Source organism: Phyllobacterium sp. T2-21 (assembly GCF_055378485.1).
In genome coordinates, this window is record NZ_AP027913.1 from 429450 (window position 1) to 446483 (window position 17034).

Here is a 17034-nt window from a genome sequence, read left to right on the forward strand (position 1 = left end):
CCGATGGCCCGCCGTAGTCCGCTGAAATCACTGGGCACCGCCTTCGTTGTGTTCGTGATCGTTTCGCCCGCCATTTTCTTCTTTCTCTGGATGCTGTCGCTGTCGTTGAAATACGAGATCGACAATGGCGCCTATCCGCCGATCTTCATCCCGGAGCGGTTTGCCTGGTCGAACTACACCCAGATTTTTGCCACGAACGATTTCCTGCATTACTTCTGGAACAGTCTGATTGTGACGGGCATATCGACATTGCTGGCCCTGCTCGTCGGGGTGCCTGCCGGCTATGGCATTGCCCGCCTGCGCGCCGACAAGGCGGCCATCGTCGTCATGATCGCGCGCATGACGCCGGGCCTGTCCTATCTTATTCCCCTGTTCCTGCTGTTCCAGACGATGGGATTGCTGGGAACGCTGTGGCCGCAGATCATCATCCATCTGGTTGTGACCGTGCCCATAGTGATCTGGATCATGATCGGCTATTTCGAGACGACACCGATGGAACTGGAAGAGGCCGCCATGATCGACGGTGCAACCTCCTGGCAGGTCTTTGTCAAGGTGGCGCTGCCCATTGCCAAGCCCGGTATTGTCGTTTCGCTGATCCTGGCGGTGATCTTCTCCTGGAACAATTTTGTCTTCGGGATCGTGCTGGCCAGCCGTGAAACCCGGACCTTGCCGGTCGCGGTCTACAACATGCTTTCATTCGAGCAGGTCAGTTGGGGCCCGTTGGCCGCTGCGGCGCTGGTCGTTACACTGCCGGTGCTGCTGCTGACCGTTTTCGCCCAGCGCCAGATCATTGCGGGTCTCACCGCCGGTGCCGTCAAGGGCGGCTAGAACAGGTTTTCAAGAACAGGGAGGGCGCGATGGCTTCGGTCTCGATCAAGGATGTCACCAAGAAATACGGCAACGTCAATGTGATGCACGGTGTCTCCGTCGATATTGAAGATGGCGAGTTCGTCATTCTCGTCGGCCCGTCGGGCTGCGGGAAATCGACATTGCTGCGCATGATCGCCGGGCTGGAGGAAATCACCACGGGAGAGATTGCCATCGGCAGCCGCGTGGTCAATGACCTGCCTGCCAAGGAGCGCGACATCGCCATGGTGTTCCAGAACTACGCGCTCTATCCGCATATGACGGTGGCCGACAATATGGGCTTCGCGCTCATGCTGAAGAATGCGCCGAAACAGGAAAAGGAAAGCCGGGTGGGCCGCGCGGCGGAAATCCTTGGCCTGGAAAAGCTGCTCGACCGCTTTCCCCGGCAATTGTCCGGCGGCCAGCGCCAGCGCGTCGCCATGGGACGCGCCATCGTCCGTGATCCGCAGGTCTTCCTGTTCGACGAGCCGCTTTCCAATCTCGATGCGAAACTGCGCGTACAGATGCGCAGCGAGATCAAGGGGCTGCATCAGCGGCTTGGTACCACCATCGTCTATGTGACGCATGACCAGATCGAAGCCATGACCATGGCCGACAAGATCGTCGTGATGAAAGACGGCTTGGTCGAACAGATCGGCACGCCGCTCGATCTCTACGATTACCCCGTCAATTTGTTCGTCGCCGGTTTCATCGGCTCGCCGTCGATGAACTTCGTCAAGGGCCGTCTGGCCGGGGCAGGGCAGTTCGTGACGCCGGAAGGCATCATGTTGCCCGTGCCGCAGACGATCCAAACCACGGGATCAGCAGACGTGATCTATGGCGTGCGGCCGGAGCACATCAAGATTGCCGCCGGCGGCATCCCGGTTGACGTCAGCGTCGTCGAGCCGACGGGCTCGGAAATCATGGTGGTCGGCAAGCTGGGCGATCAGGAAATCATGTGTCTCTTCCGCGAGCGGCTGTCGATCAAATCGGGCGACCGGATTCACATCGGGATCGATCCGGCGAACAGCCACCTGTTTGATGGCGGAACGGGCATGCGGCTCGGCAAGCGCAACGCTGCGCACTAATCCATCGTATCAGCACTCTCTTCCGGGAGCCTTTACCGTGACCCTATCGACCGAGACCTACAGAACCGGAACTTTCGTTGGCCGTGTCTGGCGCCCCGATGTGCAGGGCCCCGCCCTTGTCGTGGTGCGCGACGGCGTGCTGTTTGACATCACCTCACGTCAGACGGCGACAATGCGTGACCTGCTGGAACTGGACGAGCCTGCCGCCTATGTCGCTGCGCAGGCCGGAGAAGAACTCGGGCCGCTGGATACGGTTCTGGCGCAGTCCGTCGAAAGTGAAGCCGATGCCGCGCGGCTTCGGCTGCTCGCGCCCTGTGATCTGCAGGCAGTCAAGGCCTGCGGTGTTACCTTTGCTCGCTCGATGATCGAGCGCGTCATCGAGGAGAAGGCCGCGGGCAATCCGGCGCTGGCGCTGAAGATCCGTGAACGCATCATGCCGATCATCGGCAACAGTCTGCGCGATCTGAAAGCCGGTTCGCCGGAGGCTGCCAAGGTGAAGGCTGCCCTGATTGAAGAAGGTGTCTGGTCGCAATATCTGGAAGTCGGAATCGGGCCTGATGCCGAAGTATTCTCCAAGGCGCAGGTCCTCTCCTCCGTCGGCTGGGGCGCATCGGTCGGTCTGCACCCGATCTCAAGCTGGAACAATCCGGAGCCGGAAATCGTGCTCGCCGTCAACAGCAAGGGCAGGGTGCAGGGCGCGACGCTCGGCAATGACGTGAACCTGCGCGATGTCGAAGGTCGCTCCGCCCTTTTGCTCGGCAAGGCGAAGGACAACAATGCCTCGTCATCGATCGGGCCGTTCATCCGGCTGTTCGATGCGACCTATTCCATCGATGACGTGCGCAATGCCGATCTTGACCTGATGGTCGAAGGCCGGGATGGGTATGTGCTGAAGGGCAGCAGCACGATGAAGGAAATCAGCCGCGATCCGCTGGATCTGGTCGCCCAGACCACCGGCCGGCATCACCAGTACCCGGATGGCTTCATGCTGTTCATGGGAACGCTGTTTGCGCCGGTCGAAGACCGCGATACGCCGGGGCAGGGATTTACTCACAAGATCGGCGATGTGGTCACCATATCGAATCCGCAGCTTGGTGCGCTCACCAATACCGTGCGGTTGTCGACGGAGTGCCCCGAATGGACATTCGGCATGGCGGCGCTCATGCGCAACCTTGCCGCGCGTGGTTTGCTGTAAGCAACCCACGCTAGATTCTGTCCGCAGCGCGGCTGCCGCCTGGCAGCCGGGCTGAACAATTGTCACAATAGTTTCGTCTAAGGTCGATCAAACTTTCACACAGCCCGTCCAGAGTTGACCGCGAGCGAGGCAGCCGGATTTATCCAGAGCTGCCCCGGGTTCATTCTCTCAATTGCCGTATTCAGGGGGCTTTAATGCAGGGTTTTGGTGTGAAAATTGGTCTGGCCGCAGGGCTGCTGGCCGCCGGGTTTGGCGCGACGCCAGCCATGGCCGAGAAGGTCAAGTTCGAGTTCTGGTACGGCCTGAGCGGCGACCTTGGCGAGCGTGTGCAGGATGCCTGCAAGAAGTTCAACGACTCCCAGGCCAATTTCGAAATCGTCTGCACCAGCCAGAACGGCTATCCCGAAACAGTCCAGAACGCCATTGCCGCCTATCGCGCCAAGAAGCATCCGGCCGTCGTGCAGGTCTTCGACGGCGGCACGCTCGACCTGATGCTCTCGGGCGCTTTCGTCCCGGCCAAGAAGCTGATGGAAGACAATGGCTACAAGATCGACTGGAGCAATTATTTCCCCGGTATCGCCAATTACTATGCGACGGCAAAGGGCGAGCTGAACTCGTTCCCGTTCAATTCGTCGACCGCGATGTTCTACTACAATGTCGATGCCTTCACCAAGGCCGGCATCCAGAATGCGCCAGAAACATGGGAAGATGTCGAAGCCGCAGCCCGCAAGCTGAAGGCTGCCGGTTATGCCTGCCCGTTCGGTTTCAGTTTTGACAGCTGGGCGACGGTCGAACAGTTCTCCGCCATTCACAACCAGCCCATCGCCACCAAGAACAACGGCTATGACGGGCTCGATGCCGAACTTACCCTCAACAAGACCAAGCTGGTCGACCATCTGACATTCTTCAAGAAGATGACCGATGAAGGCCTGTTCGTGGTCAAGACCAAGCAGCTGGGCATGGACGTTGTTCCAGCCTTCACCTCCGAAACCTGCCAGATGATCCAGTCGTCGATTGCCGATCACGGCACAGTCGGCAAGACCATCAAGCAGGGCACGAAATGGGACGTGACCATGCTTCCGGTCTGGAAGGGAACGGCACGCCAGAATTCGATGGTCGGTGGCGCATCCCTTTGGGTTCTCAACAACCGCCCCGAAGCTGAATACAAGGGCGCCGCCGCGTTCCTTAACTTCATCGCCCAGCCGGACATGGTTGAGTGGTGGTCGACGGTCACCGGCTATATCCCGGTCACCAAGACGGGCTTTGAAGCGATGAAAGCCAAGGGCTTCTACGACCAGCCAGCCTTCAAGGGGCGTGAAAAGGCCATCGCCAGCCTGACTTTCACCCCGACCTCCGCCAATACCCGCGGCATCCGCCTCGGAGGCTTCCCGCAGATCCGCAAGGAAATCTCCGATGCGATGGAAGGCATCTTCTTCGGCAAGCTGACTGTCCAGGCCGGTCTCGACCAGGCCGTCGAGCGCGGCAATGTCATCCTGCGCCGCTTTGAAAAGACCTATGCCGGAAAAGTCCTGAACTAAGTGCAGGCTTTCAAATGGCCCGGAGCGGAACCGCACCGGGCCATTTCCTTTTCATCCCATAGGCAGAATTGAATATTCCCATGAACAAGCGCGCTGTTTTCAAAAGCTGGTGGTTGCCCGTCCTTTTTGCATTGCCGCAACTCCTGCTCATTTTGTTCTTTTTCTATTGGCCTGCTATTTCGGTTTTCAACTGGGCTTTCACGCTGGAACCGGCCTTTGGCGGTGCGGGGGAACGTCTCTTCGTTGGTTTTGACAATTTTCGCGATGTTTTTGCCGACAGCGAATATTGGCGCTCCGTGTCCCTGAGCCTGTTCTTCGCTTTCACGGCGACCGGATTGTCCATGTTCATCGCCTTTATCCTGGCGATCTGTGTTGACCGTCAGTTGAAGGGCTCAAGCCTGTTCCGGTTCTTTTACATCTGGCCCTATGCCATTGCCGCACCGGCGGTGGGTCTGGCGTTCCGCTTCATCTTTGCGCCGGAAAGCGGTCTGATCGCGGTGGTGAACACCTGGTCGCCCGACCTCTGGAATCCCGCCAAGTACGGCAGCCATGCCATGATCCTCGTCATCATCTGTTTTGCGTGGAAATGGATCGGCTACAACTTCATCTTCATGACGGCCGGCCTGCAATCCATCCCGCGCAGCCTGCTGGAAGCATCGTCCATGGACGGCTCGGGCCCGGTGCGCCGCGCGCTCGATATCCAGGTCCCACTCCTGGCACCAACCCTGTTCTTTCTCCTGGTTCTCAATCTGACCGAGAGTTTCGTTGGCCCGGATACCTACGGTATTGTCGACCTGACCACCGAAGGCGGACCCAACAAGGCAACCGATGTCATGGTCTACCGCATCGTCAGCGAAGCCTTCCGCGGCCTGAATTATTCAGGCGCTGCAGCGCAGAGTCTCGTCCTGATCGGACTTATCATGGTGTTCACGTTCATCCAGTTCCGCTTCGTCGAGCGGCGCGTGCATTACAAGTAGGATTCCGGCGATGATCGAACGCACCCCCATACTCAACGCCGTCACCTACTTCATCATGATCCTGGGACTGATCCTCATTCTCGGGCCGTTCTGGATGATTTTCACGGCGTCCACCCAGTCGCTGCAAGAGGTCACGGCCGTGCCCTTCAACATGACACCTGGCGGTGACTTCCTGAAGAATGTTCATGCCGCCTGGGATCGTGCCAATCTCGGCCCGGCACTGTTCAACAGCCTCATCACCTCGCTGCTGGTTATGGCGGGCAAGATCGCATTGGCGGCGCTCAGCGCCTTTGCCATCGTCTATTTCAAGAGCCCGTTGCGTCACGTCTTCTTCTGGATGGTATTCCTGACGCTGATGCTGCCGCTCGAAGTGCGCGTCATCCCGACCTACAACATCGCTTCGGATGTGTTCCAACCCATCCGCTGGATCGTCCAGACCGTCACCGGCATCGAATTGTCACTGCAATGGAACCTGCTGAACTCCTATTCCGGTCTGGTCCTGCCTCTGATCGCGACCGCGACAGGCACATTCCTTTACCGGCAGTTCTACATGACGCTCCCCGATGAACTGGCAGAGGCGGCCAAGATGGATGGCGCGCGGCCGCTGCGATTCTTCATCGACATCCTGCTTCCGCTGTCGCGCACCAATATGCTGGCGCTGGCAACAATCATGTTCGTCTATGCCTGGAACCAGTATCTCTGGCCCAAGCTGATGACCACCGATGCCAGCTATCAGACGGCCATGGTCGCCATGCGTGCGCTGGTGCCGTCCGTCAATGCCTTGCCTGAATGGAATGTCTCCATGGCAGGCGCCCTCATCATCATGTTGCCACCCCTGGTCGTCGTTGCCGTCCTGCAACGCTGGTTTGTCCGTGGCCTGGTCTCGACCGAGAAATAAAGGAAGTAGCAATGGCTGAAATTGGCATCAAGGATGTGCGCAAGACCTATGGCAGCACACAGATCCTGCATGGCGTCGACCTGAACTTCAAATCCGGCGAGTTTGTCGTCATTCTCGGACCCTCCGGCTGTGGCAAGTCTACGCTGCTGCGCATGATTGCCGGTCTTGAAGAGATTACATCAGGCGAAATTTCAATTGACGGCAAGGTGGTCAACAATCTCGAGCCGCGCGATCGCGGTTGCTCGATGGTGTTCCAGAACTATGCGCTCTATCCGCACATGAATGTTGCCGCCAACATCGGCTATGCCCTAAGGGTTGCCGGTGTTCCGCGTGCCGAGCGCGACCGGCGGATTGCGGAAACAGCCAAGATCGTCGGGCTGGAAGAACTGCTCGACCGTAAACCGGCGCAGCTTTCCGGTGGCCAGCGGCAGCGCGTTGCCATGGGCCGCGCGATCATCCGCGAACCGAAGGTGTTTCTGTTCGACGAACCGCTGTCCAATCTTGATGCCAAGCTGCGCGTGCAGATGCGCGTGGAAATCCGCCGCCTGCACAAGCGCCTGTCGGCAACCTCTGTCTTTGTCACCCACGATCAGGTGGAGGCGATGACCTTGGCCGACAAGCTGATCGTCATGAACAAGGGCCATGTGGAACAGGTCGGCACGCCGCTTGAAATCTACCACCGTCCGCGCACGCGGTTTGTCGGAACCTTCATCGGCTCGCCGGCGATGAATTTCTTCGACACGACCATCGCTGCTGGCGGCGATCATGTGCTGCTAGACGGCATTGCGCAGGCAATCGATCCGGTGCTTGGCGGCCAGAACGCGGGGACCGCGGTTTCCGTCGGAATCCGCCCCGAACATTGCCGTCTCGTTCCTGCCGGTACCGTGAACAGCGTTCCGGCCAATGTCGATTTCATCGAAGAACTCGGCTCCGGCCGTATCGTTCACGTCGAGATTGACGGGCTGAGCTTTGCGGTGTCAGTTGAGGAAGATCAGTTCTTCGAGCAAGGCGCGGTTGCAGGTCTGCAGTTGCCCTCCGAACATATTCACCTGTTTTCGCAGGAAACCGGTTTGCGCCTTGATGATGCTCCGGCAGCGACGCGCCAACCAGCTCCGAAAACAGTGGCCGCATAACCCGACTTGAAAGGATCAAACATGAGTTCGGATTCAACCATTTCCGCCGTTGGCTTTTGCACCTACACGGGCAAGGGCAATTTTGACACGCTGGAAGATGCCCTTCGCACGATTGCCGGTCTCGATGCCAATGCTGCCGAGCTGTCGCTTTATGGCGAGGAAATCATTTCGGGCGGCCGGATTATCCCGGGACGCGCCGAACGCTTGACTGCGATCACCCGTCAGTTCGACCTGCGCTACAGTGTGCACGGCCAGATCGTCTCCAATTTCATGGATCGCGAGCGTCTGGAGTATCAGAAGGCCGTGGTTCGCGCGATGCTGGAACTGTGCAATCGCGTTGAAGCGGGCATCCTCGTGCATCACAGCGGCAGTGCCAAAATGCCGGCCCAGTCACACATTGCCGATCTCGACCGGATGGAGCGCGATGCGCTTGCCGAAATGGCTGAGGTTGCCAAGGGTTACGGCGTGCGGATTGCCTTGGAAAACATTTTCGCTGTCACCGATGCGGAATACCGCCAGACACCGGCACGGGTTGGCGAAACCGTACGGACCATCGGCAGTGCCAATGTGTGCGGCCTGATCGATTTCAGCCATGCCTACATCGAGAGCACGCGGCTTGGTCTCGATTGGCGCGAACAGATCAAGGCGATGGCACCGGTCACTGGGCATCTGCATGTGCATGACAGCTTTGGCCGTCCTTACAACAGCATGACGAAATTCTATCATCCGGCTGAAGCAACGGCGCTTGGCATTGGCGACCTGCATCTGCCGATCGGTTGGGGCGACATTCCCTGGGAAGAAATCTTCGAGGAGCTGACGTTCCTGCCGGATACCATGCTGATCATGGAAATCGTCGAGAACCGGTTTGCCAATGAGCAGGCGGATTGCCTCGAGCGTGCATTCAAGCTGGCTGAAATCGCCAATCGCCGCCGTCTGGCGGCTTAGGTGAAAGCGGCGCGGTCTGCTGGTTGACCGCGCCCCTTGCTTCTGGTCACAATGCCGATCATCGGGACTGGCTGTTGTCGGTCTCTCGCTACCGGGAATTGTGAACATGGCTGATCATATTCTGTTTGTTGCAAAAGATGCCGCTGACTGGACCAGGACCGAGCCCGGCGTCAGCCGACGCATCATGGCCTATCTGCCGGAAATGATGCTGGTGGAAGTGCAGTTTGAAAAGGATGCGGTCGGCTCGCTGCATTCGCATCCGCACATTCAGGCGAGTTATGTGGCTGAAGGACGTTTTGAAGTCACCATTGACGGCGTCAGCCAGGTGCTGGAGCAGGGCGGCAGCTTCATCGTCCCGTCCAATCTCGTCCACGGGGTCAAGGCGCTGGAAAAGGGCCGCCTGATCGACAGTTTCTCGCCGCATCGGGCCGAGTTCCTCGCCTAAGCCACGCGTTCATTTTTCTGCTGCCACCGCTTGACAGCATCCTTGCGATAGGCAAAACTGAAACCGGTTTCACTTTGTGCCGGACGGACGTTTGACCTTTGATCTGACCATATTGGCACCGCACATTCCTTTTCTCGTGAAAGGTGCGGTCCTGACAGCCGAGGCTTGCGTGCTGGCGCTTGCCGGCAGCCTGTGCATTGGTACGGTCGTTGCAGCGCTGGTCACATCCGCGTCGCCGCTTCTCTCCCGCATTGCCTATGTCTATGTCGATCTGTTCCGCAACATTCCGTTCATCGTCCAGCTCTTCTTTTTCTTCTACGGCCTGCCGGAGATCGGCATCTATATCGATGCGTTCACCACGGGAGTCATTGCACTTTCCATCGCGGGCGGCGCTTTTACCTCGGATGTGATCCGGTCCGGAATCCTGTCGATCGATCCCGGCATTCTGGAAGCCGCCGAAGTCAGCGGGCTTTCCAAACCGACGATCTTCCGCAAGATCGTCATGCCGATTGCCTTGAGGACCTCGGTGCGGCCCCTGGGTTCGGTTTTCATCAATCTCATCCTGACATCGTCGATCCTCTCGACGATCACGCTGAACGAATTGACCGGTTCGGCCAAGATCGTGGCATCGGATACGTTCCGGCCCTTCGAAATCTATGCGGTTCTGCTTGTCGCCTATGCCTGCCTGACCTATCTGGTCTCGCTCGGCATCGGCGCGTTGCATCGCTATCTCAACCGTGATCAGACCGAGGCCGCCTGATGCGTTATACGGCGTTCACCTCCTATGACATCGTCCTGCTCGCGCAGGGGCTGGGTGTTTCCCTCGCGCTTTTCCTGGCAACGACAATCATCGGCCTTTTCATCGGCTCTCTGTGGGCCGTCATCCGGTTCTATCGCATTCCCGTGCTGGCGCAGGTCGTGGCTGTCATCGCGGAAGTGCTGAAAAATTCCCCGGTTCTGGTCCAGCTGTTTCTCGTGTTCTTCGGCCTGCCTGCTTTTGCCAAGATCAACGTAACGCCGGTCGAGGCCGCGGTGATCACGCTGTCGGGCAATACGGCGGCATTCGTCTATGTCATTGCCGTGTCGGCGATCGAATCCATCGGCCGCGACCAGATCGAGGCCGCCCGGGTTTTCGGTCTGTCACGCTGGCAAATTCTTCGCCGCATCATCGCACCGCAGGCCATGGCCTTTGCCATCGGTCCGCTGACCGGTCTTCTTGTGAACCAGCTGCAGGTGACATCGCTGATTTCGGTGATCGGCGTGGTGGACCTGACGAAGATCGGCAACATTCTCAATCTGCGCACGCTGAAACCATTCATCGTCTGGGCGGTCGTGGGCGGGCTTTATTATGTCATGGCCAAGCTCGTCGCCTTTGGCGGAGCCAAGCTGGAGAAGCGGTTGAGGGCGCACACCGCATGGAAAGGTCTGTGAAATGATCAGCGTGAGAGGAGTACGCAAGGCGTTTGGTTCTGCGACCGTACTCGACGGAATAGACCTTGATGTCCATAGCGGTGAAGTCGTGTCCATTCTCGGCTCCAGCGGCTCGGGCAAATCGACCCTGATCCGCTGCATGAACGGCCTGGAGAAGCTCGATGGCGGGCGCATCACCATCGATGATTTCGACGTTTCCCGTCCGAAGGAGCTGTCGGAAGCCCGCAAGCGGTCGGCGACGGTTTTTCAGCTTTTCAATCTCTACCCGCATATGACTGCCGTGCAGAACATCGCGCTCGCGCCGGTTGAAGTGCTGAAAATACCGCGCAAGCAGGCGGAAGCCGATGCGCGCACACTTCTTGACTCCGTTGGCCTGAGCGCCCGTGCCGATGCTTTCCCGGCGCAACTGTCCGGCGGGCAGCGCCAGCGTGTCGGTATCTGCCGGGCGCTGGCGATGAAGCCGCGCTATCTCCTGCTCGATGAAATCACCAGTGCGCTCGATCCCGAGATGACATCGGATGTGCTGGCCATTCTCGCCAAGCTCGCCCATGACGGAACGACGATGGTTTTCGTCACGCATGAAATCGAGTTTGCCCGCACCATCTCGTCGCGGATCGTCTTTCTCGACAAGGGACAGCTCGTTGTCGACCTGCCGACAGCTGAATTCTTTGCAGCCGATGGCGGCATGGCCAAGCCACGCATCGCCCAGTTTCTCTCCAAAATGCGTAAAGACTGACAATGATCCTGATTGCGAACAACGAGGCTTGGCCGGGTTTTGCCAGGAGCGTCGAGCTCCTCAAGCAGGAGGCGCATGGCCTTGACGCCATGGTCGCCGGTATCAGCGAAGTCGAGCGCGAAGTGAAGGTCCGCAGTGTCGGCTATGGCGGCTGGCCCAATATGCTCGGGCGCATGGAGTTCGATGCGGGTGTGATGGATGGCACGACGCGGGATGTCGGCGCCGTGGGCGCGGTTCCCGATACGCTGCCCGTCGCAGCGCTCGCGCATGCGGTGATGAAACGATTACCGCATGTCATGTTGACAGGCGATGGCGCCCGCCGTTTTGCCACGGAAATCGGCTTTCCCCTTGATGAAACGTTATATGAAGACAGCAAACGCGTCTGGTGGGAGCGGCTGCAGAAGGAATTGACGCCGGAGGAGCTGGCAGCCTTTCCAGATATTCCGCTCGCGCCCTTGAGCCGCACCATTACCGACCCGGAGCGCGTCCGCGATACCACGGTGTTCCTGTCGAAGGATTCCGCCAACGGCATTCACGCGGTTACCTCCACCTCCGGCTGGGCCTGGAAATATCCGGGGCGCCTCGGCGATTCGCCCATCGCCGGTGCCGGTTTCTATGCCGACAGCCGCTATGGCGCCGCTGCCTGCACCCATACGGGTGAAATGACCATCCGCTGCGGCACGGCCCGCAGCATCGTGCTCGCCATGCGCTTCGGCCATTCCTTGCGCGCAGCGGTCGATATGGCGATGGAAGACCTCGCACAGCTGACCACCGGATTCTTGGCTGGTGTCGTCATTCATGCCATCGACGCCAAGGGCAATCACGACGTGGCAAGTTTCCGCTGCGACGACGAAATCAAATACTGGTTCTGGGAAGCCGGGATGGAGGAACCCGAACGCCGGCTTGCCCGAAAATATGATCCGCAACAAACAACACAAAGGGGACATTCATGAAACGGTTCATTGGAAAACTGGCAGCACTCGCGCTGACCGGTGCACTGGCTTTTACCGGCGTGGCGCATGCCGGGAAGATTGATGACATTCGCGCGCAGGGAAAGGTCCGCATCGGCGTGTCGCTGGGCGGCGAGCCCATCGGTTTCCGCGACGACAAGAACAATCCGGTCGGCTATGACGTCGATGTGGCAACCATGCTGGCCGCCAAGCTTGGCGTTCCCGTCGAGTTCACCGACGTTTCCGGCGATGCCCGCGTGTCCATGCTGGTCTCCGGCCAGCTCGATATCGTGGTGGCCAATACCTCCGCGACGCTGGAACGCGCCAAGACCGTCAATTTCTCGATTCCCTACAACCGTGCCGGCCTGCGCGTCATCGTGCAGAAAGACGCCGGCATCGCCAAGCTGGAAGACTTGGCCGGCAAGAAGGTGGTTGTCGGCCGCGGCACGACAGGCGAAAGCTTCCTGAAGAAGAGCGTGCCGACGGCGGAACTGGTCTATACCGACAATTTCTCGCCCGATGGCGTGCTGCTCCTGCAGCAGAAGCGTGTCGCTGCGGCCATCGAAGACTCGTCGCTGCTCGACTATCTCGCCACCAAGAACGAGAATCTGGTAACCTTGCCCGGCCTCTATTCCAACGATCCGATCGGCATTGCCGTTGCCAAGGGCGATCCGGAATTCGTCCGCTGGCTTGATATGTTCGTCTCCGACTACATCCAGTCCGGCGCCTATGAGGCGAACTACAAGAAGTGGTGGGGCGAAAAATCCAACCCGCCTGCGCTGACGCCGCTCTGGTAATTTCAAGGCAAAGGCCGGGCATCGTTCCCGGCCTTTGCATTTTGATCAGGAGCTTGACCGCGCAACGAAGTAGGTCGGCACCTGGATAAGTTTCTCGCCCGCGTTGAACAGGTCAGGTTCCCGCAGAAACTTCAGGATTTCATCGATATAGGCGGCCTTGTCGTAACCGATGGATGAAATCGGATAGGCCTCGTATTCCGCCAGGGTCACGTCGTCGAAGCCGTAGAGACGGAATGTCCGCGGCCGGTTGTCCGGAAAGTCGTTCCGGTGCACATCGAGAACACCCATGGCCATCGCGTCGGATGTGCAGAACACCGCGTCCGCTGTTTGCCAATCGGACGAGGATGCCACATGGCGGCCGCTCTGGTAGGAATAGTCGCCGCGCAGTTCCGCGACCAGCCTGATGTCCTGGCGCTGCAGTTCCGATTTGTAGACGGCGATGCGTGTCTGTTCGACCGGCGAGGCGGACCGGCCTGTCACGAGGAGCGCACTGCGCACGCCCTTGTTTCGCGCATCTGTGACCGCTGCGGCAATCCCCACGTGCTCATCGGGAATGATGGCGGGAGAGCTCACATCCCGCATGCCGTTGAGCATCAGGACGCTGTCATTGCGGAACATTTTCCGCACCGTTTCCGCATCGGCGAAATCGGAGAACACGAGAGCCGCGTCCACGTGATAGGCAATGCCGTTGCGCAGGAATTCGTCAATCCGTTCGGCCGAGCCGACGCGGACAAAGATCACCTGTTTGCCGATGGACTGGATTTGACTGATCAGGAGATCGAACAGGTCGAGATCCGAGAGATCATGGATGTGGTTGACGATGACGGCAACGAGATTGACGGTCTTCGTCGTCAGGCTCCGCGCCAGGAGGTTGGGTTTGAAGCCGAGCTTGGCAGCCGCTGCCAATACCCGCTCCCGTTTGTCAGCCGAGACGGGTCTCGGTTCACTTGACAGCGCCCGGGACGCGATGGCGCGGGAGACACCCGCCAGTTCGGCGACATCCGCAATGGTTGGCAGGGTGTGACGTTTGCGCGGATCGGTCATGGATATCGGCATCCTTCATGTCTGATCCGCTCTTTGGTGTTGCCAAAAACGATACGTTGATGGCCAGCAGGCAGGAAGCAAGGATCGATCCATGCTTACCCGCTTCCCCCTCAGCACTTCAATAGCAAAACACGCTTCTAACGTGGGCCAAGTGTGCGGAACGTCATCTCCAGACTCGATTGCGTATCGGCGGTTGGCCGGTACTCCAGTCCGACAAATCCATTGTAGCCGTTGTCAAACAGCCAATGCAGGGATTTTGACAATTCCAGTGTGCCGCTGCCGGGTTCATTGCGGCCGGGATGGTCAGCAATATGGACATGAGCAACGCGGTCAATCCGGCTTTTGAGCACGTCTGCCGTCGCTTCTCCCATGACGAGAGAATGATAGATATCGTAGACAATGCGGATTTCCGGACGGTTTACTTCATCGATAATATCAAGGCCTTCAACCGTTGAATGAAGAAAATAGCCCTTGTGGTCAATGAGGGTGTTGAGTGGTTCAAGCCCCAGCACAACGCCGGTTCCAGCCAGCACATCGGCCGCCTGTGTCAGGCAATCGACCAAGGCCTGATGTTGTTCGGCGCGGGTGCGGCCGGGAAGATCATCCCCGGCCTGCGCGATGAGCACCTTGGCACCCAGCCGGTTTGCCATTTCGGCGCTGGCCCGCAGACCAACCAGAAAGGCATCATGGGACGCAGGATCGGTCAGCGGAATCATTGGCTCCGCGACGAGACTGGACAACGCAAGTTTTGTTTCCGCCAATGCCTTTTCGACAGCCGGTATGTCCTTCTCAGTCCATTTCCAGAACTCGACCGCGTCAAGCCCGGCATCCCTTGCCAAGCGGATGCGGTTGGCGAAATCAGGCGACTCGGGAGCGAACAACCACTCGATACATGCCGAATACTTCATCGCTTCCCCCTTGCTGATTTTATCCTCCTGCTTGCCACATCCACGCCTAGCCTTCCAGCCATTTCACCTGATCCGGGGTCAGATTGATATCGAGTGCGGAAAGGCTGTCTTCAAGCTCGCCGAGGGTGCGTGGCCCAATGAGCGGAATGACGGGGAAGGGCTGGGCCAGCACATAGGCCAGCGCCACGTGAATGGGATTGCGGCCGAGTTTGCCTGCCAGTTCGATCGCCCGGTCACGCCGGCCAAAGTTTCTGTCGGAATACCAGACGCGGACCAGTTCCTCATCGTCCCGCTTGTCACGGCCGGCGCGATCGGTAAAGAAGCCGCGGCCTTGGCTTGACCAGGCAAAGTTCGGCATCTGCTTCGCGTTCAGCCACCTTTTCCAATCCTCATCCGAGGCTGCGACGCAACCCGCCCAGATCGGGTCCAGCATTTCGGCGAGCGAGAAATTGTTCGACAGGGCACCGGGCGTCGTCCTGCCGTTCTTTACCGCATAGGCAATGGCCTCGTCCATCCGCTCCCGCGTCCAGTTCGACCCGCCGAACGGGCCGCGAATCCGGCCCGCCTTAACTTCCGCATCCATGGCGTCGACAAATTCGCCGACGGGGATATCGGGATTGTCGCGGTGCATGAAATAGACGTCGACATGATCGGTCTTCAGGCGGTCAAGCGACCGCGAGAGCTGTTTGCCGATGGCATCGGGATAGCAGAGCGGCGAATGGGCTCCCTTGCCGATGAGGACAATATCCTCCCGTGGAACGGAGCGGCTGGTATGCCAGTCGCCGAAGATTTCCTCAGTCTTTCCCCCGGCATAGACATAGGCCGTATCGAACAGATTGCCGCCCGCCTCGTAATAGGCATCCAAGGTGAGGGAACCGGCGGCGAAATTCGGAAAGAACTCAAATCCCAGCGCCACGGAGGAAGCGGGTTTTGTAAGACCGGGGATTGCCCTTTTGGGTACACTCTTGCCGGGAACCGGCTTGGCACCGGAGATCGTCCTGGTCCGCTTGGCAGCCTTTTCAATGCTGTACTCGAGTCCGATTGCGGCGCGCCATTGATCGAGCACCCGCAGGTTGCCGAGCGAGTCTGCCCAGCTCATGCCGGGTGCCGCAAATTCCTGCTGTTTTTCGCGGATGGCGCTGCCCGCCGCGTCCACCTCGAAGGCATAGAGCCAACGGTTCTCCTTCACCTCGACGGTTTCATGCACGCCGCCGGGCCGGAAAATCTCGATCTTGCCCGTGCCGCCCTGTTGGCCGGAGGCATACCAGAAATCCTCAACCTCGATGCGGCCGCGTGCGCCGATGATACGAAGTGTATTGTCCTGTTCCGCCATGATCGAGCAGGAGACTTCAGCGACAATACCGTTCGGGAATTTGAGCAGCGCCGACGCCCATTCGTCGACGCCTGTCTGGCCAAGATGAGCGGCGCCTGAAACAGATTCCGGTTCGAGAAATGGTTTGCCTTCGACGCTGCCCGCAATAAGCCGAACCATGGAAACGGGATAGCAGCCGACGTCGAGAATACCACCGCCTGCGGTGTCGTTGGCAAAGAGGCGATGATCCGGTCTGACACTGCCCATATTGAAGCCGAAGCTTGACCGGATGATACGGATATCGCCGATTGTACCACTTTTGACGAGTTCGATCAGTTTGGCGGTTTGCGGATGAAGGCGATACATGAAGGCTTCACCGGCAAACACACCCGCCTTGCGGGCTTCGTGGAAGATCGCATCGGCATCATGGGCGCTGAGCGCAATCGGCTTTTCCACGAGCACATGCTTGCCGGCGCGGATGGCCTTGATTGCCCATTCGGCATGGCCGGTGTGCGGTGTTGCGATGTAAACCGCGTCGATCTCGGGGTCACGCAGCAAGGCATCATAGCCGTTGACGATGCGGGCGCCGGGAAACTGAGTTGCGAGTTCCGGCTTGTCCGGATTGCGTGAGGCAATGGCGATGAGCTTTCCCGTCGTCGAATGGGCAATGCCATCGGCAAAGGTGCGGGCGATGGTGCCGGGGCCGATAATGCCCCAGCGAATGGATGTTGTGTCAGTCATGCTATGTCCTCTTTGAGTGCGTTGCGGCCACCGGGAGCGTGGCTGGAAAA

General features: G+C 59.0%; 17 protein-coding genes. 14 read left to right on the plus strand and 3 right to left on the minus strand.

What is annotated here, in order from left to right:
* Positions 1-3 precede the first annotated feature (3 nt).
* The 14 genes from ACZ5FP_RS20185 (at position 4) to ACZ5FP_RS20250 (ending at position 12979) form a co-directional block, all read left to right on the plus strand.
* Positions 4-828 (plus strand): carbohydrate ABC transporter permease, encoded by an 825-nt coding sequence (locus ACZ5FP_RS20185; RefSeq protein ID WP_112522346.1) that lies wholly within the window; start codon positions 4-6, stop codon positions 826-828.
* Positions 829-857: 29 nt separating this feature from the next.
* Positions 858-1934 carry an ABC transporter ATP-binding protein gene (locus tag ACZ5FP_RS20190; RefSeq protein WP_464663956.1) on the plus strand — a complete coding sequence of 359 codons (1077 nt, stop codon included), beginning with the start codon at positions 858-860 and terminating at the stop codon, positions 1932-1934.
* A gap of 37 nt (positions 1935-1971) precedes the next feature.
* Complete coding sequence (locus ACZ5FP_RS20195; RefSeq protein WP_464663958.1) at positions 1972-3129, plus strand: fumarylacetoacetate hydrolase family protein; 1158 nt, start codon at positions 1972-1974, stop codon at positions 3127-3129.
* A gap of 194 nt (positions 3130-3323) precedes the next feature.
* Positions 3324-4667 (plus strand): extracellular solute-binding protein, encoded by a 1344-nt coding sequence (locus ACZ5FP_RS20200; RefSeq protein ID WP_403182703.1) that lies wholly within the window; start codon positions 3324-3326, stop codon positions 4665-4667.
* Positions 4668-4747: 80 nt separating this feature from the next.
* A complete protein-coding gene (locus ACZ5FP_RS20205; protein WP_464663961.1) occupies positions 4748-5644 on the plus strand; it encodes a carbohydrate ABC transporter permease in 897 nt (298 codons plus the stop codon).
* 10 nt (positions 5645-5654) lie between these two features.
* Complete coding sequence (locus tag ACZ5FP_RS20210; protein ID WP_464663963.1) at positions 5655-6542, plus strand: ABC transporter permease subunit; 888 nt, start codon at positions 5655-5657, stop codon at positions 6540-6542.
* Positions 6543-6553: 11 nt separating this feature from the next.
* Positions 6554-7675, plus strand: a complete 1122-nt coding sequence (locus ACZ5FP_RS20215; protein WP_464663965.1) for a sn-glycerol-3-phosphate import ATP-binding protein UgpC — start codon at positions 6554-6556, stop codon at positions 7673-7675.
* A gap of 21 nt (positions 7676-7696) precedes the next feature.
* A complete protein-coding gene (locus ACZ5FP_RS20220; protein ID WP_464663967.1) occupies positions 7697-8620 on the plus strand; it encodes a sugar phosphate isomerase/epimerase family protein in 924 nt (307 codons plus the stop codon).
* A gap of 106 nt (positions 8621-8726) precedes the next feature.
* Positions 8727-9065: a cupin domain-containing protein gene (locus ACZ5FP_RS20225; RefSeq protein WP_288191328.1), complete on the plus strand. Its 339-nt coding sequence runs from the start codon at positions 8727-8729 to the stop codon at positions 9063-9065.
* Positions 9066-9156: 91 nt separating this feature from the next.
* Positions 9157-9825 carry an amino acid ABC transporter permease gene (locus tag ACZ5FP_RS20230; protein WP_463012425.1) on the plus strand — a complete coding sequence of 223 codons (669 nt, stop codon included), beginning with the start codon at positions 9157-9159 and terminating at the stop codon, positions 9823-9825.
* Positions 9825-10496 (plus strand): amino acid ABC transporter permease, encoded by a 672-nt coding sequence (locus ACZ5FP_RS20235; protein WP_464663970.1) that lies wholly within the window; start codon positions 9825-9827, stop codon positions 10494-10496. The genes ACZ5FP_RS20230 and ACZ5FP_RS20235 overlap by 1 nt, the downstream gene beginning before the upstream one ends.
* A gap of 1 nt (position 10497) precedes the next feature.
* Positions 10498-11232 carry an amino acid ABC transporter ATP-binding protein gene (locus ACZ5FP_RS20240; protein ID WP_105734997.1) on the plus strand — a complete coding sequence of 245 codons (735 nt, stop codon included), beginning with the start codon at positions 10498-10500 and terminating at the stop codon, positions 11230-11232.
* Positions 11233-11234: 2 nt separating this feature from the next.
* On the plus strand, positions 11235-12185 hold the full coding sequence (locus ACZ5FP_RS20245; protein WP_464663972.1) for an isoaspartyl peptidase/L-asparaginase: 951 nt from the start codon (positions 11235-11237) through the stop codon (positions 12183-12185).
* Positions 12182-12979 carry a transporter substrate-binding domain-containing protein gene (locus ACZ5FP_RS20250; protein WP_464663974.1) on the plus strand — a complete coding sequence of 266 codons (798 nt, stop codon included), beginning with the start codon at positions 12182-12184 and terminating at the stop codon, positions 12977-12979. Before ACZ5FP_RS20245 ends, ACZ5FP_RS20250 begins: the two co-directional genes overlap by 4 nt.
* Before the next feature lie 45 nt (positions 12980-13024).
* Here the strand turns inward: ACZ5FP_RS20250 and ACZ5FP_RS20255 are convergent, their stop codons facing one another.
* The 3 genes from ACZ5FP_RS20255 to ACZ5FP_RS20265 form a co-directional block, all read right to left on the minus strand.
* Positions 13025-14023 carry a LacI family DNA-binding transcriptional regulator gene (locus ACZ5FP_RS20255; RefSeq protein WP_464663976.1) on the minus strand — a complete coding sequence of 333 codons (999 nt, stop codon included), beginning with the start codon at positions 14021-14023 and terminating at the stop codon, positions 13025-13027.
* Between the two features lie 137 nt (positions 14024-14160).
* Entirely contained in the window at positions 14161-14931 is a 771-nt protein-coding gene (locus ACZ5FP_RS20260) for a TIM barrel protein (RefSeq protein WP_464663977.1), read from the minus strand.
* Positions 14932-14977: 46 nt separating this feature from the next.
* Positions 14978-16984, minus strand: a complete 2007-nt coding sequence (locus tag ACZ5FP_RS20265) for an aldo/keto reductase (protein ID WP_464663979.1) — start codon at positions 16982-16984, stop codon at positions 14978-14980.
* Between the last annotated feature and the right edge of the window lie 50 nt (positions 16985-17034).